The 21,611-nt window shown below is 56.8% G+C and carries 21 protein-coding genes; 3 read left to right on the forward strand and 18 right to left on the reverse strand.

All coding sequences use genetic code 11. The annotated features are described in order from the left end of the window. Nucleotides 1-74 precede the first annotated feature (74 nt). From ABIE61_RS13760 to hpaH, 18 genes are all read right to left on the reverse strand, one after another. Nucleotides 75-1,004 carry an exopolyphosphatase gene (locus ABIE61_RS13760; RefSeq protein WP_354410432.1) on the reverse strand — a complete coding sequence of 310 codons (930 nt, stop codon included), beginning with the start codon at nt 1,002-1,004 and terminating at the stop codon, nt 75-77. A 117-nt stretch (nt 1,005-1,121) separates the two neighbouring features. Further along, the gene (locus tag ABIE61_RS13765) at nt 1,122-2,000 is read right to left on the reverse strand and encodes a DMT family transporter (protein ID WP_354410434.1); all 879 of its coding nucleotides are present in this window, start codon (nt 1,998-2,000) and stop codon (nt 1,122-1,124) included. Nucleotides 2,001-2,096: 96 nt separating this feature from the next. After that, nucleotides 2,097-2,837 (reverse strand): helix-turn-helix transcriptional regulator, encoded by a 741-nt coding sequence (locus ABIE61_RS13770; RefSeq protein ID WP_354410437.1) that lies wholly within the window; start codon nt 2,835-2,837, stop codon nt 2,097-2,099. Between the two features lie 196 nt (nt 2,838-3,033). Further along, the gene (locus ABIE61_RS13775; RefSeq protein WP_354410439.1) at nt 3,034-3,972 is read right to left on the reverse strand and encodes a p-hydroxyphenylacetate 3-hydroxylase reductase component; all 939 of its coding nucleotides are present in this window, start codon (nt 3,970-3,972) and stop codon (nt 3,034-3,036) included. Nucleotides 3,973-4,116: 144 nt separating this feature from the next. Next, the gene (locus tag ABIE61_RS13780) at nt 4,117-5,286 is read right to left on the reverse strand and encodes a p-hydroxyphenylacetate 3-hydroxylase oxygenase component (RefSeq protein WP_091828001.1); all 1,170 of its coding nucleotides are present in this window, start codon (nt 5,284-5,286) and stop codon (nt 4,117-4,119) included. A gap of 251 nt (nt 5,287-5,537) precedes the next feature. Continuing rightward, nucleotides 5,538-6,722 carry a Bcr/CflA family multidrug efflux MFS transporter gene (locus tag ABIE61_RS13785; RefSeq protein WP_354410443.1) on the reverse strand — a complete coding sequence of 395 codons (1,185 nt, stop codon included), beginning with the start codon at nt 6,720-6,722 and terminating at the stop codon, nt 5,538-5,540. 151 nt (nt 6,723-6,873) lie between these two features. Beyond that, complete coding sequence (gene hpaD / locus ABIE61_RS13790; RefSeq protein ID WP_354410445.1) at nt 6,874-7,800, reverse strand: 3,4-dihydroxyphenylacetate 2,3-dioxygenase; 927 nt, start codon at nt 7,798-7,800, stop codon at nt 6,874-6,876. Nucleotides 7,801-7,900: 100 nt separating this feature from the next. Then, nucleotides 7,901-9,088, reverse strand: a complete 1,188-nt coding sequence (locus ABIE61_RS13795; RefSeq protein ID WP_354410447.1) for a Bcr/CflA family efflux MFS transporter — start codon at nt 9,086-9,088, stop codon at nt 7,901-7,903. A gap of 57 nt (nt 9,089-9,145) precedes the next feature. Beyond that, nucleotides 9,146-10,576, reverse strand: coding sequence for an aldehyde dehydrogenase family protein (locus tag ABIE61_RS13800; RefSeq protein WP_354410448.1), 1,431 nt, complete (start codon nt 10,574-10,576; stop codon nt 9,146-9,148). Between the two features lie 92 nt (nt 10,577-10,668). Continuing rightward, on the reverse strand, nt 10,669-11,520 hold the full coding sequence (gene hpaD / locus ABIE61_RS13805) for a 3,4-dihydroxyphenylacetate 2,3-dioxygenase (protein ID WP_354410451.1): 852 nt from the start codon (nt 11,518-11,520) through the stop codon (nt 10,669-10,671). Nucleotides 11,521-11,716: 196 nt separating this feature from the next. Continuing rightward, entirely contained in the window at nt 11,717-12,139 is a 423-nt protein-coding gene (gene hpaR, locus ABIE61_RS13810) for a homoprotocatechuate degradation operon regulator HpaR (RefSeq protein ID WP_354410454.1), read from the reverse strand. Nucleotides 12,140-12,180: 41 nt separating this feature from the next. Continuing rightward, entirely contained in the window at nt 12,181-13,506 is a 1,326-nt protein-coding gene (locus ABIE61_RS13815; protein WP_354410457.1) for a hypothetical protein, read from the reverse strand. Nucleotides 13,507-13,548: 42 nt separating this feature from the next. Continuing rightward, nucleotides 13,549-14,454, reverse strand: coding sequence for a 4-hydroxyphenylacetate catabolism regulatory protein HpaA (hpaA, locus tag ABIE61_RS13820; protein ID WP_354410459.1), 906 nt, complete (start codon nt 14,452-14,454; stop codon nt 13,549-13,551). An 83-nt stretch (nt 14,455-14,537) separates the two neighbouring features. Next, on the reverse strand, nt 14,538-16,073 hold the full coding sequence (hpaE, locus tag ABIE61_RS13825) for a 5-carboxymethyl-2-hydroxymuconate semialdehyde dehydrogenase (protein ID WP_354410462.1): 1,536 nt from the start codon (nt 16,071-16,073) through the stop codon (nt 14,538-14,540). A gap of 18 nt (nt 16,074-16,091) precedes the next feature. Next, nucleotides 16,092-16,874, reverse strand: coding sequence for a fumarylacetoacetate hydrolase family protein (locus tag ABIE61_RS13830; RefSeq protein ID WP_206839931.1), 783 nt, complete (start codon nt 16,872-16,874; stop codon nt 16,092-16,094). A 3-nt stretch (nt 16,875-16,877) separates the two neighbouring features. Beyond that, nucleotides 16,878-17,546, reverse strand: a complete 669-nt coding sequence (locus tag ABIE61_RS13835) for a fumarylacetoacetate hydrolase family protein (protein WP_354410465.1) — start codon at nt 17,544-17,546, stop codon at nt 16,878-16,880. Nucleotides 17,547-17,575: 29 nt separating this feature from the next. Beyond that, nucleotides 17,576-18,382, reverse strand: coding sequence for a 4-hydroxy-2-oxoheptanedioate aldolase (gene hpaI / locus ABIE61_RS13840; RefSeq protein WP_354410468.1), 807 nt, complete (start codon nt 18,380-18,382; stop codon nt 17,576-17,578). A gap of 25 nt (nt 18,383-18,407) precedes the next feature. Continuing rightward, nucleotides 18,408-19,211, reverse strand: a complete 804-nt coding sequence (hpaH, locus tag ABIE61_RS13845) for a 2-oxo-hept-4-ene-1,7-dioate hydratase (protein WP_354410471.1) — start codon at nt 19,209-19,211, stop codon at nt 18,408-18,410. Between the two features lie 377 nt (nt 19,212-19,588). Here hpaH and ABIE61_RS13850 point away from each other — a divergent pair, with 377 nt between their 5' ends. From ABIE61_RS13850 to ABIE61_RS13860, 3 genes are all read left to right on the forward strand, one after another. After that, nucleotides 19,589-19,978, forward strand: a complete 390-nt coding sequence (locus ABIE61_RS13850) for a 5-carboxymethyl-2-hydroxymuconate Delta-isomerase (RefSeq protein ID WP_091827985.1) — start codon at nt 19,589-19,591, stop codon at nt 19,976-19,978. Between the two features lie 125 nt (nt 19,979-20,103). Continuing rightward, nucleotides 20,104-21,144 (forward strand): TRAP transporter substrate-binding protein, encoded by a 1,041-nt coding sequence (locus tag ABIE61_RS13855; protein WP_091827984.1) that lies wholly within the window; start codon nt 20,104-20,106, stop codon nt 21,142-21,144. A 3-nt stretch (nt 21,145-21,147) separates the two neighbouring features. Continuing rightward, nucleotides 21,148-21,611: TRAP transporter small permease (locus ABIE61_RS13860; protein WP_354410474.1), on the forward strand; the 464-nt coding region annotated here is incomplete at its 3' end.

The raw sequence follows: 21,611 nt of genomic DNA on the forward strand, positions 1-21,611 counted from the left end.
TTCATAGCTTGACGCAGGCTCAGATTAGCACAGCGCCGGCAGAGGGAGAATCTGCCGGCGCTGTCTGATCAGGCTTAGCCGTCAGCGTTGATGCGAGTGATCAGTTCATTCAGGACCGATTCGGCGCGGTCATTCTCGACCTGACAGGTACCGGCTGCATGATGACCACCACCGCCATATTGCAGCATCAATTCGCCGACGTTGGTTTTGGCACTGCGATCAAAAATGGACTTGCCGGTGGCAAACACTGTGTTCTGCTGCTTGAGACCCCACAGCACATGGATGGAAATATTGCACTGGGGGTAAAGCGCATAAATCATGAAACGGTTGCCCGCCCAGATCTGCTCTTCGTGTCGCAGATCAAGTACCACAAGATTGTCATGTACGGTAGCGCAGCGCTGAATCTGCTCCTTGAATTTCGCTTCTTGCTCAAAGTACAGCTCAACCCGTTCCTTCACGTCCGGCAGGTCAAGGATCTCCTCAATACTGTGGTTCTTGCAGTAGTCGATCAGATCCATCATCAGGGCATAGTTGGAGATGCGGAATTCGCGGAAACGTCCCAGGCCAGTACGGGCGTCCATCAGGAAGTTGAGCAGCACCCATCCTTCTGCGTTAAGCACCTCATCCTGAGTGAACTGGGCCGAGTCGCCCTTGTCCACAGCCTCCATCATCTCGTCCCACTCAACGGGGAAGGCGTCATGACCACCGTAGTATTTCCATACCACGCGCGCAGCTGAAGGTGCGTCAGGGTCGATAATGTGATTGTCCACCTTCTCGTTGCGAATTGTTTCCGACAGATGGTGGTCAAAGGCCAGGTTGACGCCCTTCACATAGGGCAGGTTGGTGGTAATGTCACTATCTGTGATATCCACCTTGCCATCCTGCATATCCTTGGGGTGAACGAACTTTATATCGTCGATCAGGTCCAGGTGCTTAAGCAGCACGGCACAGACAAGACCGTCGAAATCACTGCGAGTAACGAGGCGAAATTTTTCAGCGGACATCAGCAACAGCTCCCAGAATTAATTGACCGTATCCGGAAAGTAACACAGCCGTACGGGTGGCTGAAGCCTGAACCGCTTTGTAGGGCAGGAAAAAGCGTGCTTGTTGACCTGTAGCGACTATGCCTGAAGTGAACGGACCCAGCTGCGCAGGGCCGGCCAGCGATTGACCAGCATCGCAGTAAAGATGAGGGCGCAGCCACTGAGCTGAAGGGCGGTCATGGATTCGCCGAGCCAAAGCATGGCCAGCAGAGCTGTCCAGACAGGCTCCAGCGTCATGATGATGGCCGTATGACTGGGAGGTGCCAGGCTTTGAGCATGGGTTTGCACCAGAAAACGCAGGCTGGTCGCAATGAGTGTGCTGGCAATCAGCCAGCCCCAAATGCTGACAGACTGTTCGAAGTGCCATTCTTCCAGCAGCAGTGATGCCATCGCGCTGATCAGGCCGGTGACCAGCAGTTGTACTGCGGTCAGCGGAAGTACCGGCATGCGTGTGGCGGCGCGGCTGTTGAGAATAAACGTGAACGAAAAAAACAGGGCGGACAGCAGAAACAGCACTTCTGCCAGACCAAGGTGAAACTCACTGTCCAGAGACAGGCAGGCAAGGCCCGCGATGACCAAAGGCAGTGACAGGAAAACATAGGGCCCGGAACGATCACCAAACAGCAGGCTGATCAAGGGCACCAGTACGACACCAAGCCCGGTCAAAAAAGCACCGACCCCCACATGATTGGTCATTTCCAGAGCCACTATCCAGAAGCTCAGTGCCGTACCAAAAAAGACTCCAACCAGACAGGCACTTTTCCATTGCAGCCGGGTAAACAGGCGCATGGCCGACCAGCCAACAGCCGCCAGGATCAGACCTGCGCTGATAAATCTCAATGCCATGAACAGCAGCGGGGCAAGCCCCTGTACGGCCTCACGCGAGAAAATCCAGCCAGCCGCAGCAAGAATGGTGGTGAGCAGCAGCAACAGATCGGCTTTCTGATGGGTGGACAAAATATGCATCCCTTGCGTAGTCGGTGGGCAAAGCGTGTATGTTAGCAGAAAGTCTAAAACGGCACGTTTACTAAAAAAGAACTGATGCCGGGTGGCTCAGGTACAAAGTGCAAACAGCTGGGCTCGGCTGGTGATACCCAGCTTTTCGTAGGCACGTTTGCGATAGGTGATTACGCTGCTGGCGGCAATATCCAGCTCGGCGGCAATTGCTTCGTTTTTCTTTCCGCGCAGGACCGCACGACACACCTGCTGCTCACGTTCTGACAGAAATGCCAGCGGTCCTTCAAGCCGCAAACGTTCATTCAGGGCAAAGTGCTTGTACAGCAGTACGCTGATCAGTGCGCCTACTCGACGAGTAAAGTCATGGTCATCAAAACGGCTGTCGAAACAAGAACTGCGGCGGTAAAGGTTGACATAATAGTTGCCGGCTTCAGTTCCCCGGATGATCGCCAACTTGTCCAGAAAACCCGGCGATTCAAAAAAGGCCTTGCGATAATGTAACCCCATATCGCTGCTGACGGAGTCAAAGCGAACCACCTGTACCTCGCCCGGCGCGATGGTTTTCAGGATGCTGAAATTGGGGTCCTGCAGATAGTGACGTTCTCCCACATAGGCTTCGGCCAGCTGTCTGGCAGACGCCTCGCGCGCATAGTCCTTGAACAGCAGTGTCGAGACCTGATGACCGTCTTCACAGTAGAACACCATACACTGTTCGGTACCGAACTCTTCATCCAGCCAGTCAAGAAAGACATCGTAAAAACTGTGAGTCCCCAGCTGTTCGAGTACCTGTAAAACCTGGGACGATGGGGTCCAGTCAGGTGTCATCTGCGATGGCATTCAGCTTTCCTGTGGCAAGTGCGAGTGGTTCTTATGCTTTGCTGAAGCTTAACCCAGAACGGGCACAGGCGGGAGAACATGATCAAAAGCCGGAGAGTGATTCGCCCAAGGACTGCCGTCTAACCAGTCAGTGGCCGGCCCTCCGGCGCCCGGCGTGCTCGGGGGAACAGGCCGGGGTGGAAATAGCGGGTTGCGCTTAGCGGCAGGCGAGACTGGTCAGAATTTTCTTGAAGGTTGCGATCTCGTCTTCGCTGAACTCACCGAACATTTTGTCCTGCTCCTGCTTGGACAGGGTCCAGAGGGCTTCGGCCTGCTCTTCACCGCTGGCCGTGATGTTGTAGCACTCGTCCGAGAAGCTCACCAGCCCCTTGCGCTGCAGGATTTCAGCCGCATTGTCGACCTCAACTTCAGGCATGTTGACCTCACGCAACAGCTCCTTGCGGCAGAGCTTTGGCGTTTCCTGAAGTACCATCAGCATGCGAGCTTCACTGGTGCGCAGACCCGTGGACAACTGCAGTGGCGCATAGTCGGCCTGATAGGTACGAATGGCCTGCACCATCAAGTAGTACAGATTGTCCTTGAAACGGGACTTGAGACGCTCGATGGCAGCCGGCTCATCCTCTTTCTTGGCAGGGAAGCGGGAGTGTGGCATGACCACAGAGTAGCTGCCCTGATGGTAAACCAGCGGCGCCCGACCGTTGTCCTCAAAGGCGACAACCTTGCCTATCAGGATCCAGTGATCACCACCATCAACGGTTTCGTAGGCTTCGCACTGGAAACAGGCAGCGGTATCCGGCAGCAAGGGAGCACCACCGAGACCGGCGTTGAAATCAGTGCCGGCAAATTTGTCTTCGCCGGGACGAGCAAAGTGGTTGGACAGGTCGATCTGATCTGCAGCGAGGATGTTAACAGCGAAGTGCGTCGCTTTCTCGAAAATCTCGCAACTGCCGGAGCGCTTGTCGATGCTCCACAGAATCAGGGCCGGGTCCAGAGAAACGGAGTTGAAGCTGTTGGCGGTTACACCCGTTTTGACGCCGTCCGGGGTCTGCGCGGTAACAACGGTAATACCGGTGGCGAAGTTGCCCAGAGCACGACGAAAGGCTTTGGGATCGAATTCAGTGACTTGATTGCTCATAACAGCACCTGGGGTCGGGTTAACAACATTCTTATAGTAGACGAGCAACAGACAGCTCACTTGATAGTAGGTGAGATGTCCCCGTCAAAAGGGAAAAGGCGCCCGCCCGCATGAACAGGAGGGCGCCTCTGGATAATGCAGAGATCAGAGCAGTGAAGGATCCGGCTCAAGACCCAGCAGTTCACGACCGATGATCTGGGCACAGACATCGTAGTCGGTGTAGGCATGAGCCGCGGTCATGTTGGACTCGTGCCACAGACGCTGGCTCTCGCGATCCTGATACCAGTTGGACGCTCCCATCACTGCCCACAGACGGTTGACGGCTTCAACACACATCTTGATGGCATAAGCCTGGTTGGTACGCCAGTGCGCCAGCGTGTAACGGTCCGGGTATTCGTGACGCTCGCCATATTCCTTGTGCTCGTTCCAGGTCTTTTCCAGATAGGCGCGTGCGGCACATACCTGCTGATAGGATTCGGCGATGCGCAGAATCGGCGGAATTGACTCTTTCACCTGAGCGCCGGTGTAGGCACGGACACGGTTCTGGGTCAGTTCCTTGTACACATCGATCATGCGCTCGGCGACACCCAGGCTCATGGCCGCGAAACCACAGGCAAAGTATGGGCGGTACGGGGTATGGAAAATTTTGCTGTCCGGATACAGAGGACGACCAACGTGGCGGCCTTCCATCATGTCACGAGCGGCCTGGATGCGGTGTTCGGGAACGAATACACCCTTGATGCTGGCGGTTTTGGTTCCGCTGCCCTGCATGCCAACAGAATACCAGTCATCAATGATGGTGAACTCGCTCTTGGGGATGACCGCAAAGCTGTACACCTTTTCACCGGCTTCGTCGAAGCGGTTGAAGCCGACGATGATCCAGTCTGCGTGGTCAACACCTGAACTCCACTTCATGTCACCGGTAAAGATGATGCCACCTTCGGTTTCTTCATGCTTACCGAACGGTGCGATGGAGCTGGACGCTACAGTGTCGGGGTTCTCAGCCCAGAACTCATCCTGTGCTTTTTTGGAGAACATCGCCATCTGATGGTTATGGGTGCACAGCAGGCTGTATGCCCATGCAGTGGAGCAGCAGGCGCCGGCCAGTGCTGCGATGCAATCAGTGAATTCAGGCAGAGACATTTCCAGGCCACCGTAGGCCTTGGGCAGGAACGCACGGTTCAGACCGATACCGTGCAGCATCTCAATGTTTTCCTGGGGTACCTGACGCAGCTCAATCGCTTTGGGAGCGTTGGCGCGAATGGCAGGGAGGATCTCCTTGAGTTTGTCGAGCATCGGATTCTGTTTGTTCATCTGGATCGTCTCTCTTCTAATAATGGAATCGGTTACATCGCAATTGGGTTTTCGAGTGGCTACCCGAACAACAACTTGATAATGATCCGTGAAGGATTGCAACGATTATGCGGAGTCAGGCCTGTGCAGGAAATGTAAAATTCTGGTTTATTATTGCACTTTTCTATATTTAAGCTGGATTGCTGTTGTCTGCTTGAACCCGGGCTATCGATCAAAAAGTAACCGATAGCCCAAGTATAGTTCAGCCAGGCTCAGGCTGCAGAACGACGGGTCAGGGCAAGAGCCGCCAGTGAGCCGCAGCCGGTCAGACCAATGATTAGCGCCATAGGCAAGGCTGTACCGTCGTGCAGAGTACTGGCGATGGAGCTTGCCAGAGCCCCAAGACCGAACTGGCAGGCAACCGCCAGTCCGGCTGCGGCACCGGCCTGTTCCGGATAGCGCGACAGCAGGCTTGCCATGCAGTTGGCGCCGAGTACACCGGTGACGCTGACAAAGCCCAGCAGTGCCAGCACAATCAGGGGCAGGCCGCCGATCTCGGTAATACCAGCGAAGGTCAGCAGAAGCCCTGAAAAGGCTGCAAGAGAGGCGCCTGCGAGCAGAAGTTTCTGGGTTCCGAATCGTCCCACATAACGGGCATTCAAGCTGACCAATACGATGACGCCGCCGATGTTCAGGCTGAACAGCCAGGCATAGTTCTGCGGGCTGACACCAAAGTATTCGATGTATACAAACGGCGATGCCGTGATATAGGCGAACATGCCGGCAAAGGTCAGCGACATGCAGAGAATGTAGCCGATGGCCACCGGCTGCAGACCAATCCTGAGGTAAGCCTGAAACACCGCCAGTACACTGGCGCGGCGTGAATCGCCATGATGGGTTTCAGGAATTTTCCAGGCACTGGCCAGCAGTACAATTGCTGCGAAGATGAACAGCACGACAAACAGCGAGCGCCAGTCAGAGATCATGATCAGATAGCCACCGACCAGTGGTGCAACCAGGGTTGCGATCATGGTGACCAGGTGCATCAGCGAAAGCACCCGGGCGGCCTCGTTCAGCGGGAACAGGTCACGCACAATGGCGCGGGCCAACACCGAGGCGGCAGCTGCGCCCAGTGCCTGCAGGAAGCGTGCAGCGATCAGCCACTCGGCACTGGTCGCCAGCATACAGCCGATGCTGGCGACCAGATACAGTGTGATGCCGCCAAGGAGCAGACGACGACGGCCGTACTTGTCCGACAGCGGGCCGTAAAACAGCATGCCGATGAACAAACCGATCAGAAAGGCACTGATGGTCAGCTGGATACTGGATTCAGGGGCCTGAAGATCCTGTGCGATCAAAGGCAGGCTGGGCAGGTACATGTCAATCGACAATGGGCCGAAAGCAACCAGTGCGGCCAGCAGTACGATCAGGCGTTGGGGGTTGGCTACCGATGACATCCGTGAGTCTCCCGGTCAGATGTTGGGTTGTTATGAGAAGATCTTACCACTGTGAATAATCTGTTTAATATATTAACAAAGAGTTGTGCGCTCAGTGCCCAAACGAAAACGGCCTGCAGGTGCAGGCCGTTGGAGTCGTTGTCATCGGGTATCAGATTCGGCTTGAACCCGGCGCAAAGGATTTGGTGACGGACGCCTGCGGCGCAGGAACCTTCTCACCAGTAACGGGAGACACCGGGAACACAGCGTTGATCTGGCCAGTACCAGAGCTGCCGAAGTAGGGGGTCAGCACTTCTACTTTCTGGTCGTATTCAGACCAGCCCAGGGCACCCAGCAGCATGGCGGTGTCATGCATGAAACCTTCACCGTGACCCTTAACGGCATACTCGGGCAGCATTTCGCAGAAATCTTCCCACTCGCCGTTTTGCCACATCTCCACCACCTGGTGATCCAGTCGTTCAAGGAACGGTGACCAGGTTTTGGTGGCAAAATCCGGTGCCTGACCGTTCTGGGCGAAACGGTGCGACAGTGAGCCGGACGCCAGAATGGCCACGGTACCGTCGTACTTTTCTTCAATTGCCTTGCGCATGGCCCAGCCCAGACGCGCACTGTCATTCAGGTAGTGCACGGTGCACATGGCAGACACCGAGATCACCTTGAAGTGGCGATCCTGGTTCATGTAGCGCATGGGTACCAGTGTGCCGTATTCCGGGTCCAGGCTGGTGGAATCATGGGCCAGGGTTTCGACACCCTGAGCGTTACATTCCTCGGCCAGCAGGCGGCCCAGCTCCGGATTGCCATCGTATTCAAACTCCATGTTGGAGATGAAATGCGGCAGTTCGTTGCTGGTGTAGTTGCCGGCCCAATGCGCCGCGCAGTTGATGTGATAGTTGGCGTTGACCAGCCAGTGGGTGTCGAACACGATGATGGTGTCTACGCCCAGCTCACGGCAGCGACGGCTGATTTCATGGTGGCCGTCGATGGCTGCCTGGCGGAAGCCCTTTTGCGGGCCGTCCAGTTCAGACAGATACATGGACGGTACATGGGTGATTTTTGCAGCTAATGCGAGTTTACCCATCGAATTTTCCTCTTTTGTTGTTACCGGGGCGGCAGGCCGTTGCCCGGTCAGCATAGTCTTGGGTCATTGACCGATATAGTCTTGTGGGCGTCCCTGCGCATTATTGGGCAGCGTTGTCGTGTCGCCTGCGCCAGGCACTGTAATGTGCCAGCAAGGCAATCACGGGTGCTGCCAGAATGCAGCTGAATACCAGTGTAGTGCCATAATCGAGCAGCATGGGGACAAGCTGGGCGATCACGGCACCGGTCAACAGCTGGATGAATCCCATAAGTCCTGACGCGGTTCCGGCCGAGCTGTCACTGCTGCTGATGGCGGCCGACTGGGCATTCGGCTGGCTCAAGCCGCGGCCAAAAATAACCAGGGCCATGGGCAGGAAAAGCCCTGCCAGGCTGAGCGAGTTCAGCAGCGAAAGGCCCAGCAGCAGGGCCGCACCCAACAGCGACAGCAAGTTGCCGCACAGGACCATCTGGTCAACACTAAACAGCAGAGCCAGCCGTGTTGACAGAAAGCTGCCCGCCATGAAGGCCAGCGACACCGTTAAAAACCAGCTGCCAAACACGGCCGAGTTGCCGCCCAGCTGGTCCGTCACAATATAGGGGCTGCTGCCAACGAAGAGGTAGAATGCCGCTGCGATGGCCGTGGTGGATAACACGTAGCCCAGATACTGGCCTGATCCCAGTACCTCACTATACCGTTTCAGGATGCCCCCGAGGTGCAGGCTGTCACTGCGGGCGCGACTGGTTTCCGGCAACATGCGCAGGGCGACCAGCCATACCAAGGCGCCCATGAACACGGACATATAGAATATTGAGTTCCATCCCGTCCAAAGGTTCAGGAAGCCCCCGATGGTGGGCGCAATGGCCTGCGCAATGGCAATGGCCATGACCACGTAGCCCATGCGCCCGGCTGCCCCCTCACGGCCATGCACATCCAGAATAATGGTGCGTGCCAACGCCATGCATGTACTGCCACCCAGCGCTTGCAGGACACGCCCTGCAATCAGCATCTCGACCCCATCTGCTGAAGCGGCCAACAGGCTGCCCAGCGTGTGTAGACCCAGACCTGTCAGCAGTACCGGACGACGGCCGAAATAGTCCGCCAGCGGTCCGGTGATCAACTGGCCAATGGCCAGTGTCAACAGGTAGCAGGTAAAAGTCAGCTGAATGGTGGCGATATCCGCATCCAGCGCAGCGGCTGCATCCGGCATTGCCGGCACGAATGCATTCAGGGCCAGTGGGCTGGCCATGGCGATCAGTGTCAGCAGGGCAACAGGTGGATTCGGTTTCACGATATCTCGGCCGGTCAGGCAACCGGTGCAGTCCTGAAGGACAGCACCGGACAGCACTTACTTGGGATCGCGGATTACCAGCAGGCGCAGCTCGGTCATGTCCTCGATCGCATATCGAACGCCTTCACGACCCAGACCGCTGTCCTTCACGCCGCCGTACGGCATGTGATCCACACGCCAGGACGGCACATCGCCAATCACCACGCCGCCGACTTCCAGCTCATCCCAGGCTTTCTGGATCTTGTAGATGTCGCGCGTGAAAATGCCGGCCTGGAGACCGAAGTCAGAGTTGTTGACCTCTTTCAGCGCAGCATCAAAGTCGTTGAATTTGGACAGGATCGCTACCGGGCCGAAGGCTTCCTGGGTGTTGACGTTCTGATCGGCGTCCACGTTTTCCAACAGGGTTGCCTGCAGCATGGCGCCTTCGCGCTCGCCACCAGCCAGAACGGTCGCACCCGCGTCTTTCGCTTCCAGCACCCAGTTGTGCAGACGGGTCGCTTCCTTCTCGGAAATCATCGGGCCGATGAAGGTGTTCTCGTCTTTCGGATCGCCGTGTACCAGTGCGTTGACCGCCTTGGACAGCTTCTCACGGACTTCATCGTAGTGTGCTTCGTGCACCATGATGCGCTGCACGCTGATGCAGCTCTGGCCGGACTGGTAGTAGGCGCCAAAGACGATACGGGCAACGGCATCGTCAAGATCAGTGCCTTCATCAACGATGCAGGCCGCATTGCCGCCCAGTTCCAGTACTACCGGCTTTTTGCCGGCCTTGGCCTTCAGCTGCCAGCCCACGTCCGGAGAGCCAGTGAAGCTCAACAGTTTCAGACGGTCATCGGTAGTAAACAGGTCGGCACCGTCGCGGTGGCAGGGCAGAATGGAGAATGCGCCCTTGGGCAGATCGGTTTCGGCCAGTACTTCACCGATGATGATCGCACCGATCGGCGTCAGGCTGGCAGGTTTCAGAATGAACGGGCAGCCGGCTGCTATGGCCGGCGCCACCTTGTGAGCCGCCAGGTTCAGCGGGAAGTTGAACGGTGAAATGAAAGAGCAGGCGCCGATAGGGACGCGCTTCCACATGCCGGTGTAACCTTCGGCACGGGGGCTGATATCCATCGGCACCACTTCACCGCCGATGCGAACGGCTTCTTCAGCGGCAATGCGGAAGGTATCGATCAGGCGGGTGACTTCACCGCGGGCATCCTTGATCGGCTTGCCGGCTTCGATGCACAGGGCTACGGCCAGCTCTTCGGCACGCTCTTCAAAACGCTTCACGCAGTGGTTCAGGATGGCCTGACGCTTGTAGGCCGGCAGCTTGCGCATCGGCTCGGTGGCTGCGTCAGCCGCTGCGATCGCCTTGTCGATGGCAGCCGCATCAGCCATGGCGACACGGGTGGCCGCTTCGCCGGAGAATTTGTCATAAACTACCAGGTCCTGGTTCGGAGCAAGGGCTTCGTTGGCCAGGTAGTAGGGGTAGGATGTCTGCAGCATGGATGGGTCTCCGCCTGCTTATAGTGTTGGGTTATGAGTGAGAACTGGCTGAATCGACCGCCGGGGAGGTGAAACCCCGGCGGATGTGTAACTTACTGTACCGGGAAAATAACGTTGGCCTGGCCGGTACCGGAGCTTGGGAAGTACTCGCCGATCAACTCGCCCTTGCCGGTGTACTTGTCCCAGCCGAGGGCACCGAACAGCATGGCAGTATCGTGCATGCCGCCTTCACCTGAGCAGTGCTGGGCATACTCGGGCAGCATCTTCAGGAAGGTATCGATTTCTCCGTTCTGCCACAGCTCCAGCACGCGCAGATCGACCTGACGGTTGAATTCGCGTGAAATGGTGAAGGTGCCATTGTTCGCTTCGTAGAGCTCGTTTTCCCAGATCTTGTGTGACAGGGAGCCGGAAGCCAGCAGCAGGACCTTGCAGTCGCTTTCCTTGACCGCTTCGGCGATCGCCTCACCCAGCTTGCGAGAGTCCTGCAGGTTGTGAACGGTACAGAAGGCCGCAACAGATACGATCGGCATATCACCGGGCTCCATGAAGTGCATGGGCACCAGTGTGCCGTACTCAAGGTCCAGCGTTTCAACCTGGTGGGAGAGGGTGAAAACACCTTTTTCGGTGGCCTTGGCCGCAATCGCATTGCCCAGCGCCGGGTTGCCCTTGTACTCATACTCCAGATTCTGGATGAAGTGCGGGAACTCGTGGCTGGTGAACTTGCCCTTGAATACCGGGTTGCTGTTGATGTGATAACCGGCGTTGATCAGCCAGTGGGTATCCAGCACCACAACCGTGTCGGCACCCATTTCACGCGCACGGCGCATGATCTCACGGTGACCGTCGATCGCCTGCTGGCGGCAGCCCTGAAGTTTGCCCGGCTGCTCTGACAGCAGCATGGTCGGTACGTGAGTCACTTTTGCAGCTAATACGATTTCGCCCATGGTTAACACCTTCTTTATTGTGGGACATGCCCGGCATGATCGAGGTTTTTTTGCGCCGCGATCAAGGTTTTTGCAGGTGCGAAAACCCGGGCTGTCTTTCGTTAACATGTTAAGTAATGCTAGTTAACATATTATCTAAAGTCAACGGCCGTCCAAAAGGGGCGGCGCGTTCAACCTTGAAGATTATTGACGGGTGTCAGGGTTTAATCTGGCAGAGCTGATTCAGCAGCTTGTCCAGCTGCTCCATGTTCTCTTTGGAGAACTGCTCGGTGATCTGCTGGTAGCAGGCTTCCAGTGAGGGACTAATGCTGTCGAACATCTGCTTGGCCTTGTCGGTCAGGCTGATCAGCACGCGGCGCTGATCTTCCGGCGAGCGGCGGCGCTGAATGTAATCCTGCTGCTCCAGCCGGCTGATGATGCCGGTAAGGCTGGGGCTGAGTATGCAGCACAGGTCCGCCAGTTGTTTGGACTCAAGTTCACCGTGTTCATCCAGGGCACGAATCACGCGCCACTGCTGTTCGGTAAGCGGAATCTCCTGCAGCACAGGGCGGAAGAAGCTCATGGTCACTTCACGCGCCTTCAGCAGTTTCAGGGGGATGGAGTCTTCGTATTTGCGCATCAGTGTCTCATTACCTGTTGTTCGTATCGGCTGCAGGATGGTCACCGGACCCCCATATACTGCATTAAGTACATCAGCAGGCTGGCCGCGACCAGCATCATCACTGAATAGTTCAGGTTGTTTCTCAGCAAGCTGCGCGCCGGGCAGGCAAAGCGCGCCTGAAGAATAAAGTTTACCCCGCTGAAGGTGCTGCCGGACATGGAAACCGATGTGGCCACTATATAGGCGATCGCCATCAGTGTCGGGGCCGTGGTGACATCAGCCAGCAGACCGGCGCAGATCGCCACCAGCGCGAACTGGTGAATGCCCAGGTAGGCAAGCACCACGATCGAGATCATCACCATCGATGCCACCGTCGCATCGGTGTGGGTGAATGGCAGATCGATCAGCCCGACAGCAATGCATGCCTTGACCCCGGCCGCAAGAAAGCCTGCACTTAGAAAGAGTGATATTTCGGCGCGAGTGTCCGCCAGGCGTTGGGTGATATGCTCAATCACCCGGGATGTCGCCTGTAACGGGCCGCGGCGTAGCGTCAGCAGCATCAGTGGTGTCAGTATCGCCAGCAATGACACAGCACCCACGGTTGGCAACTGTGGCCAAATCCATGCAGCGAGCAGGATTGTACTGATCAGGCACAGCGGGAGCAACAGGGTGCCCAGTGTCATGGGAAAGCCTGAATAGTGGTGATATTCGTCGTTATGTCGATGGCGCACGTCCAGAAAAGTGATCAACAGGCCGATCACTGCCAGTGCGGCCGAGAACGGATAGATACTGTAGAGTTCGGCACCGGGCACCTGCTCAAGCACCAGCGGAAGTATGCTCAAAAAGGGTGACCACATGATCGCAAGGCTGAAGCCGCGTGCCAGAATGATCTGTGATAACGGGCTAAGTGTTCCTTTGCGCTTGATCTGCTCGCCCACCAGCAGCATGGATGAAAAGTTGGCCACGGACGAAAACAGGTGCATCCCGCCGAGCGTGAGCAGAAAGCTTCGCGGACCGGGTGAGTCGGTGGCCGGTGCCAGTTGTGTACTGAGGCGGATGAAGTTCACGGCCGCCAGCAGCATCGCAAGTTTGAGGTGCTCGCCCAGCAAGTCAATCAATTGTGCATCAGAGCCCTGGCTCCACGCCCAGCCGGTAAAGGCCGCTCCAATGGCACAGAGTACGCTGATCTGAATGCGTTGCTTGCGGTTCAGGCGCAGGTATTCGAGCAGCACAAAGGCCCAGGCCGTGAGTGTTGCCGGCAGGGCCAGCACGGCCAGGTCGAACGTGTCGATCAATGCCATGACCAAAGTGGCAAAGATCAGCAGGCCTGAAAGGGTGTCTATGGCGATTCCGGAGCGTTCACCGGCTGTTGGGTTCTGTTGCATGGCAGCATTTTATTAATGTATTAACTAACAGTCCAGCGGGTGTTACTGCTGTTCGCTCCGATAACGCTGAGCGGTGACGCCGGTATGGCGCTTGAAAAAGCGGGAAAAATAGGCAGGGTCAGAAAATCCCAGTTGATAGCAGATGTCACTGCTGGATAGATTGCTGAAGGTAAGCAGCCGTTTGGTTTCCTGAATGATGCGGTCGTGGATCAGCTTTTTGGGGGAGCGGTTGGAGACACGTTGACAGATCTGATGCAGTCGGCTTTCAGAAATTCCCAGTCGATCGGTGTATTCGGGCAGGTGCCAATGCTCGCGATAATGCTCTTCGATCAGGTCTGAGAAGCGCCGAAATATCTGCAGATCATCGTTGTTCACGGTGGTGCTCTCGGCTTCCTTGGCCGATAGTCGGCTGATCTGAATCAGCAGCAGGCGAACCAGTGCGTGCAGGGCCAGTCGCTTGGCCGGGCGTTCTCTGAACCATTCGACCTTGAGGTTGCGGAAGGTCTGAGTAATCAGCGGCCACTGCGTGCGCTGTTCGGGCTCCAGATCGGCACGCACGATACAGATGCCATGGTTCAACTCCGTATCCATCTCCTGCTGCAGGCCATCCTTCAGCAATTGCCACACGATGGATTGATGGATGGTCAGTACGTGACCGCAGGCTTCGGGTTCGGTCAGAAAGGAGTGGGGGACCGAAGGGGGCGTCAAAATCAGGCTGGGGCCGCGGGCGTGATAGATCTTGTCATCGATATGAAAACTGATCTCGCCACGGTCGATGTAGTGGATTTGCAGGTACTGGGCGTGCCGGTGTACCGGCATGTCGCGGCCGAAGAAGTCGGCCAGATTTTCCAGTACATCGTAGTGGATTGGCGCGTCGATATATCGACGGTCGTAATCCTGTCCCAGGATGATGTTGGGAATCCATTCGCTGTGATCGCTGGCGCTCATAGGGCGACTATAGCAGATATGATGTCGGAGGGAGGCGGCTCTGCCGGGGCCCGAAGGTACCGGCAGAGCCGTATCGACAAGGCTTAGCGCTTGCCAAGCGTCGGTACGCGGTGAGTACCGTGCGCGATGCAGACGTTCTTGGTTTCCATGTAGAAGTCGAAGCTCCAGTCACCGCCGTCACGGCCGATACCGGACATCTTGATACCACCGAACGGAGACGGCAGGTTACGGTTGTTTTCGGAGTTCACCCACAGCATGCCGGCTTCGACGTGCTTGGCCATGCGCATGGCGCGACCGGTGTTCTCGGTCCAGATATAGCCGGACAAGCCGTACTGGGTATCGTTGGCAATGGCGATCGCTTCCTCTTCGGTATCGAAGGTGATGGCGGTCAGTACCGGGCCAAAGATCTCTTCCTGCGCGATGCGCATTTTGTTGTCGGCTCCGGTGAACAGGGTCGGTTCAACATAGTTGCCGGCCGGGTCCAGTTCTGCCTTGGCATCGGTGATGCGTTTGCCGCCCACAGCGATGTTGGCACCATCTTCCTTGGCGATATCGAAGTAGCTCAGCACTTTGTTGAAGTGTTCGGTGGCGACCAGCGGTCCCACTTCGGTTTCAGGATCAAGCGAGTGACCCACGCGCAGGTTGCGTACACGCTGCTCCAACGCCGCGATGAACTTGTCGCGGATGCCGCTCTGAATCAGCAGGCGGCTGGAAGAGGTACAACGCTGACCGTTCAGGCTGTAGATCATGAACACAACAGCGTCCAGGGCGCGTTCGAAGTCGGCATCGTCAAATACGATAACCGGGTTTTTGCCGCCCAGTTCGAAGTGCATGCGCTTCAGCGTGTCAGCACCCTGGCGCATGATGTGTGAACCGGTTGCAGATTCGCCAACCAGGGCAACGGCTTTGATGGCCGGGTGTTCGGTCATGCGTTTGCCAACGCCTTCACCGAAGCCGTTTACCATGTTCCAGACGCCCTTGGGCAGGACTTCATCGGCGATTTCAGCCAGGATGTAGGCGCTCAGCGGGGTCAGTTCAGCCGGCTTGTGTACCACGGTACAGCCTGCAGCCAGTGCTGGTGCGATTTTCCAGGTGGACAGCATGAACGGCGTGTTCCACGGCGTGATGATGCCGACCGGACCGATCGCCTTGCGGATGGTGTAGTTGGTGTGCTCGTCCTGATGCAGCGCCAGTCCGTTCTGTGCTTCCGGCGCCTTGTCGGCGAAGAAACGGAAGTTGGCGGCACCACGCAGGGCGGCCTGCTTCATGAAACGGATCGCCTGACCGCAGTCCATGGACTCAACCAGTGCGATTTCGTCGGCACGCTCAACCAGACGGTCGGCAAACTTGTTCAGCAGCCGCTTGCGTTCGGCGCCCGGGGTGTTGGACCAGGCTTCGAAAGCGTCTTCAGCCGCCTGACAAGCCGCGTCCATGTCGGCAACGGAGCCTGCCATGATCTTGCCGATAGAGCTGTTGTCGGTCGGCGTGTAGTTGTCGTATTCCTTGCCGCCGTTACCCAGGGTGAATTCACCGTTGATGTAGTGGCCGGTGGTGTTGTTCTTGAAGCGCTCCAGGTATTTCTGGGCGCGTTCCAGATTGGTTGCCAGTGTATCGCTCATTCTAGTCTCCTGAAGCTCTTAGTATTTGTCGCCGTAGTATTCCTGCTCGCTGACCATGCGGGTCTCGAGGGAGCAGACATTTTCGATGCTGCAGACGATGGTGTCGCCCGGCTGGCAGTCAACGATACCGTGTGGTGTGCCGGTGCAGATCATGTCGCCCGGGTTCAGAGTCATGACCTTGCTCAGGTATTCGATCACGAAGGGCACGTCAAAGATCATGTCCTTGGTGGAGCCGTCCTGAGTCAACTTGCCGTTGACCGTGGTGGTCAGTTTCAGCGCGTTGGCATCAGGGATGTCAGCGGTATCGACAATCCAGGGACCCATCGGCAACAGAGAGTCACGGCTCTTCACGCGCAGGTTCGGACGGTAGTAGTTTTCCAGATAGTCGCGGATCGCGAAGTCATTGCAGACAGTGTAGCCGGCAACGTAGTCCAGTGCGTCTTCACGCTTGATATTCTTGCCGCTCTTGCCGATCACCGCTACCAGCTCACACTCGTAGTGCTGGTATTCGATACCGTCGGGACGGTAGCTCGCCTGCTTGTGGCCGGTCAGCGTGTTGGCATGCTTGATGAAGATCAGCGGCTCTTTCGGCGGCTCGAACGCCAGTTCAGTCGCGTGATCGGCATAGTTGATGCCCAGCGCGAAAATGGTACCCGGTTCTTTTACCGGCGGCAGCCAAGTGATCTGGTCAGAATCCAGCGCCACGTTCAGCACTTCACCTTCTGATGTGGTGATACGATCATTGGCGTCAATGTCGATGTCCAGCTCGCGGCCGTCAAATACGATACGTGCGTGTCTCATGGCTCAGGCACCTCCCAGCGTGTTGTTCAGGGTGCCGACACCCTCGATGCTTGCTTCTACCTTGTCACCCTTGGCAACGGCAACGCGATCACCGGCGAAGCCGACCGCGATGATTTCGCCTGCCTGCAGGGTCATGATGCGTGAAATGATGCTGATCAGCTCGGCAACACTGCGCTCCATGTTGGCCAGCTCGAAGCTGCTTTTCTGCTCGCCGTTAACGCTGACAGTCACAGTCAGGGCGTCCGGGTTGGCGATCTTGTCAACGGCAACGATTTCAGGACCTACAGGTGCAGATGCGTCCAGGCACTTGCCCTTGATGTCGGGGCGGTAGTAGCTCTGTTCCGGCAGGGAGTAGTCGGCCACGACAGTGTAGCCGCCGACGTATTGCAGCGCTTCTTCAGCGGAGACGCGGCAGGTTTCCTTGCCGATCACCACGCCGAGGCTGGCGCCGACAACCATTTCGGCAACGTCGTTGCCGTCGAAGTCCTTGGCCCACTCGACTTCAGCACCGTCAACACTCCAGGTGTTGCGCGGCTTGTAATACAGAACCGGTTGAGTTGGCGGCTTTTTGTAGGGGGCGTCGTTGAATGTGGCGTCCAGAGCAGCCAGCTGCGCCTTGTCGTTCAGGGCGACACAGACCAGCTTGCTGTTGACCAGAGTGTTTGCAGTCATGATTAACCTTCTCGTGTTATGACCGGCAATTAATAGCCGGCCTGAGGTTTTTCGTCTTCAACCGGAGCGCCCTGTTTGAAGCGCTGTGCCAGCTTGCGGGTTTCGTTGGCCAGAATCATGGTGTCGACACCGACACCCACGAAGTTGGCACCCTGCTGGACATAGGTCTCTGCCAGGGACGGGTCCAGGCAGAGCAGGCCGGCATACTTGCCGGTGTCGCGAATCTTGTTCAGGCCCTTGTTGATGGTCTCGACCACCACCGGGTTACCGGCATCACCGATGTAGCCCATGGAGGCAGACAGGTCGGACGGCCCGATGAATACGCCATCGACACCTTCTACTTCCAGAATGGCGTCCAGGTTCTGCATGGCGCTTGCGGTCTCCACCTGAACGATCAGGCAGATTTCATCGTTGGCCTTTTTCAGGTAACCCGGCACCTGGTTCCAGCGTGCGGCGCGGGCCAGGGAAGTGCCCAGGCCACGAATGCCCTGTGGCGGGTATCGTACCGCTTGTACCAGCTGGGCCGCCTGCTCGGCGGTTTCAACCATCGGCACCAGCAGTGTCTGTACGCCGATGTCGAGCAGCTGCTTGATCAGAGCGGTATCGCCTTCAACGCAGCGCACGATCGGTGCGGTGTCATAAGGTGCGATCGCCTGTAGGTGGCTCATGATGGTGCGCAGATCGAAAGGTGCATGCTCACCATCGATCAGCAGCCAGTCGAAACCGGCAACGGCGGCGATTTCAGCCGCGCTGTTGTCCGGCAGACCCAGCCACAGGCCGTACTGGGTTTCGCCGGTGGCCAGACCCTGCTTGAAGCGGTTTTTCGGCAGTTCCATACTGCGATCTCCTGTCGGCACAAGCTTATTCGAAGTGCAGTGTCACACCGCCCAGAGAGCCGAAATCGGCGTGAACGGTATCGCCGGCCTTGACCGGTACCGGACGGGTAAAGGAACCGGACAGAATCACCTGACCAGGCTCCAGGCCAATACCGTGCGGTGCAAAACGCTTGCATACCCAGGTGATCCCTTTCAGCGGGTTGCCCAGTACGCCGCCGGCAAGGCCGGTTTCTTCGATCTGACCATTCAGGTACAGCATGCAACCGGCCCAGCGCAGGTCGATGTCCATCGGCTTGATCGGGCGACCGCCCATGACGATACCGGCGTTGGCGGCATTGTCGGAAATGGTGTCATAGACCTTTCGAGTGTAGCCGGTTTCCGGATCGGTACGCAGGCAGCGAGCAGCAATCAGCTCCAGCGACGGGATGACGTAGTCAGTGGCGTTGATGACATCAAAGATGGTGACGTCCTCGCCAAACAGCGGCTTGTTCAGAACAAAAGCGAGTTCCACTTCGATACGCGGGTCGAGGAAATCGGATGCCTTGATGGTGGCGCCGTCATCAAACAACATGTCGTCCAGCAACACGCCATAGTCTGGCTCGTCGATGTTGGAGGACATCTGCATGGCGCGAGAGGTCAGGCCGATTTTGTAACCGATCACCTTGCGTCCTTCACTGATCTTGCGATCAACCCAGGCTTTCTGCACGGCATAGGCGTCAGCCATGTTCATATCGGGGTGGTCCAGTGTGAGCGCCGGGATCTGCTTGCGGTTGACTTCGGCTTCATACAGACGATCGGCCGCGGCCTGGATCTGCTCTTTATTCAACATGCTCGGATGCACCTTTCTTGTTGTCCGGTTTGTTCGCGCTCTGTGCCATGTTCTCCTGCACAGGTTATCTGAAATTCATTTTAGTTAAGATGTTAAGTAAGTCAATACCTCACGCTGATTCGTGCCATTGTGCGGTGCACAGAGTGAACCTCATGGCAACTTGTCCACACAGGCATAACGCTATCTGCGACAATGTCAGGCCGATTTTTGGCGGATCTATTCTTGTGCACGGCGCGCCCAAAAGCTGTGCAGGTGTCGCTGTCATCGTATTGACAAAAGTTAATATGTTAATTAGATTCCGCCTGTTTGGCCGTAGTGCCGGGACTTCCATGTGGTCCGGTTCTGCAGGCGCATCCATCATCTGGAGGAGTGGAGCCATGCCCCATTTTATCGTTGAGTATTCTGGCAACCTGCACGATCGACTGGAATTCCAGGAACTGTTCAAGGCGCTGCATGAATATGTGGTGTCCACCGGACACTTTCCGCTGGGTGGCGTGCGCAGCCGTGCCATTCGCTGTAACGATTTTCGGGTGGCTGACGGTCGTGAGGACTTTGCGTTCCTGAACCTGAACCTGAAGATCGGACATGGCCGAGATATGGCGCTGAAGCAGGAGGTTGCGGAAAACGTCTTTCGTATTTTGTGCGATTGGATGAAACCGATCACCGACAACAGTTACTGCCAGATTTCGTTTGAAATGACTGAGCTTGACCCTGTGCTCAAGTTCAATAAGAACAATATTCACGCCCTGTTTGCCGCCAAATCCTGAGCGGCAGCCGGCGAATACATAACAAGCGTGGCCAGAGCGGAGCACCGTATCAGGCCCGATATTGGCTGGATAAACGGCCTTTAAACCACTTCCGAGCAACAGACTTTAGATTCAGGAGACAGACCATGAAAACCTTTTTCAAGTCGCTGGTGGGCGCTGCTGCCCTGACACTGGGGATGGCTGCATCAGCGAGCGCATCCGCAGAAACGACACTGGTAGTCGGTACCTGGCAGCCGCCTGGTAACCCGATGAACACCATTGTGTGGCCGACTTGGGCCGAGTGGGTTGAGGAGGCGACCGAAGGGCGTGTCAAGGTCAAGATCGAGCAGGATGTCGGGCATCCCAAGACCTACTTCCAGCTGGTTGAAGATGGCGTCATCAATGCGGGCTGGAGTTATCACGGCTATGTGCCGGGTCGCTTCAAACTGCCAATCGCCGTTGAACAGCCGGGGCTGGGTGTCAGCGCCGAGGCGGCATCTGTTGCGCTGTGGCGTGTGCAGGAAAAATATTTCGCCGATGCAGGCGAGTTTGAAGGCCTGACGCTGCTGGCCATGCTGACGCATGGTCCTGGTCAGATTCACTCCATCGACCCGATCAACAGCCTGGCTGACCTGAAGGGCAAAAAAATCCGCATCGGTGGCGGTGTGCAGACCGAAATCGGTGAGCGCATCGGCATCACCCCTGTTGCAGCCCCTGGCTCCAAGGTCTATGAAATGATGCAGCAGGGTGTTATCGATGGTGTGTTCATGCCGGTAACCGAGCAGAAAGCGCTGCGTTTGACTGAAGTGGCACCGAACCTGACCGTGCTGCCGGGTGGCATGTATTTGGGCAGCTTCTCCATGTTCATCGACCCTTACTTCCTGGAAGAGCTGGACCCGAAAGATGCCGAAGCCATTATGAGCGTATCCGGTGAAAAACTGTCTGCTTTGGCCGGTCGTGCCTGGGATGAGGCAGATAAAGAGGGCTTTGAGGCGGCCCGTGCAGCCGGTGTAACGATCAATGATCTGACAGCCGACTCTGCATTGGTACAAGAGTTCAATGAGTTGATCAAGGGTATGGACGACGCCTGGATCGAGAGTGTTTCCGACCGTGGTGTTGATGCCCGTGCCGCTCTGGAAGAGTTGCGCAGTATCGCACGCGAGTACGAAGCTCAGAAGCAGGAGTGATCCATGTCCGTAAGTGCCTGGATTAAGGAGCACTACGACGAGAAGGGGCCAGCCTTGTGGTTGGCCTTTTTCCTCGAAGCAGTGGCTTCCCTCGTTCTGTTCATTCTAATGGCATTGACCTGTGTCGATGTCATAGGCCGTTACCTGTTCAACAGCCCGCTGCACGGCGGTACCGAGCTGACCGAGATCGGTCTGGCGGTGATGGTGTTCGCTGCAATGCCGGTAGTGACCTGGCGCGGGGGCCACATTGTGGTCGATCTGCTGGATCGCTTTCTGGGATCGGTGATTGTAAAGGTGCTGGCGCTGTTTGCCGCGTTGGTGATGTCCTCTTCACTGTATTTTCTGGCCTGGCGCATTTTCGAACTGGGTGAACGTTCGATTGGGCGTGGAGTCGTGACCGAGTTTCTGGGGATGCCCAGCGGTTACGTGGTGATGTACATCGCCGTGATGAGCTGGGCCACCGCGTT

Origin of the sequence: Marinobacterium sp. MBR-111, from assembly GCF_040547585.1 — a bacterium.
Lineage (GTDB): Bacteria > Pseudomonadota > Gammaproteobacteria > Pseudomonadales > Balneatricaceae > Marinobacterium > Marinobacterium iners.

Excerpts from the sequence above, each read along its gene's own strand:
- ABIE61_RS13800 (WP_354410448.1), bottom strand. The coding sequence starts at position 10,576 with ATGCTGCAGACATCCTACCCCTACTACCTGGCCAACGAAGCCCTTGCT.
- ABIE61_RS13785 (WP_354410443.1), bottom strand. The coding sequence starts at position 6,722 with ATGTCATCGGTAGCCAACCCCCAACGCCTGATCGTACTGCTGGCCGCA.
- hpaA (WP_354410459.1), bottom strand. The coding sequence starts at position 14,454 with ATGAGCGCCAGCGATCACAGCGAATGGATTCCCAACATCATCCTGGGA.
- ABIE61_RS13835 (WP_354410465.1), bottom strand. The coding sequence starts at position 17,546 with ATGACTGCAAACACTCTGGTCAACAGCAAGCTGGTCTGTGTCGCCCTG.
- ABIE61_RS13850 (WP_091827985.1), top strand. The coding sequence starts at position 19,589 with ATGCCCCATTTTATCGTTGAGTATTCTGGCAACCTGCACGATCGACTG.
- ABIE61_RS13780 (WP_091828001.1), bottom strand. The coding sequence starts at position 5,286 with ATGAACAAACAGAATCCGATGCTCGACAAACTCAAGGAGATCCTCCCT.
- hpaD (WP_354410445.1), bottom strand. The coding sequence starts at position 7,800 with ATGGGTAAACTCGCATTAGCTGCAAAAATCACCCATGTACCGTCCATG.
- ABIE61_RS13855 (WP_091827984.1), top strand. The coding sequence starts at position 20,104 with ATGAAAACCTTTTTCAAGTCGCTGGTGGGCGCTGCTGCCCTGACACTG.
- ABIE61_RS13830 (WP_206839931.1), bottom strand. The coding sequence starts at position 16,874 with ATGAGACACGCACGTATCGTATTTGACGGCCGCGAGCTGGACATCGAC.
- ABIE61_RS13760 (WP_354410432.1), bottom strand. The coding sequence starts at position 1,004 with ATGTCCGCTGAAAAATTTCGCCTCGTTACTCGCAGTGATTTCGACGGT.
- hpaE (WP_354410462.1), bottom strand. The coding sequence starts at position 16,073 with ATGAGCGATACACTGGCAACCAATCTGGAACGCGCCCAGAAATACCTG.
- hpaR (WP_354410454.1), bottom strand. The coding sequence starts at position 12,139 with ATGCGCAAATACGAAGACTCCATCCCCCTGAAACTGCTGAAGGCGCGT.
- ABIE61_RS13815 (WP_354410457.1), bottom strand. The coding sequence starts at position 13,506 with ATGCAACAGAACCCAACAGCCGGTGAACGCTCCGGAATCGCCATAGAC.
- ABIE61_RS13770 (WP_354410437.1), bottom strand. The coding sequence starts at position 2,837 with ATGCCATCGCAGATGACACCTGACTGGACCCCATCGTCCCAGGTTTTA.
- hpaI (WP_354410468.1), bottom strand. The coding sequence starts at position 18,382 with ATGGAACTGCCGAAAAACCGCTTCAAGCAGGGTCTGGCCACCGGCGAA.
- ABIE61_RS13775 (WP_354410439.1), bottom strand. The coding sequence starts at position 3,972 with ATGAGCAATCAAGTCACTGAATTCGATCCCAAAGCCTTTCGTCGTGCT.
- hpaH (WP_354410471.1), bottom strand. The coding sequence starts at position 19,211 with ATGTTGAATAAAGAGCAGATCCAGGCCGCGGCCGATCGTCTGTATGAA.
- hpaD (WP_354410451.1), bottom strand. The coding sequence starts at position 11,520 with ATGGGCGAAATCGTATTAGCTGCAAAAGTGACTCACGTACCGACCATG.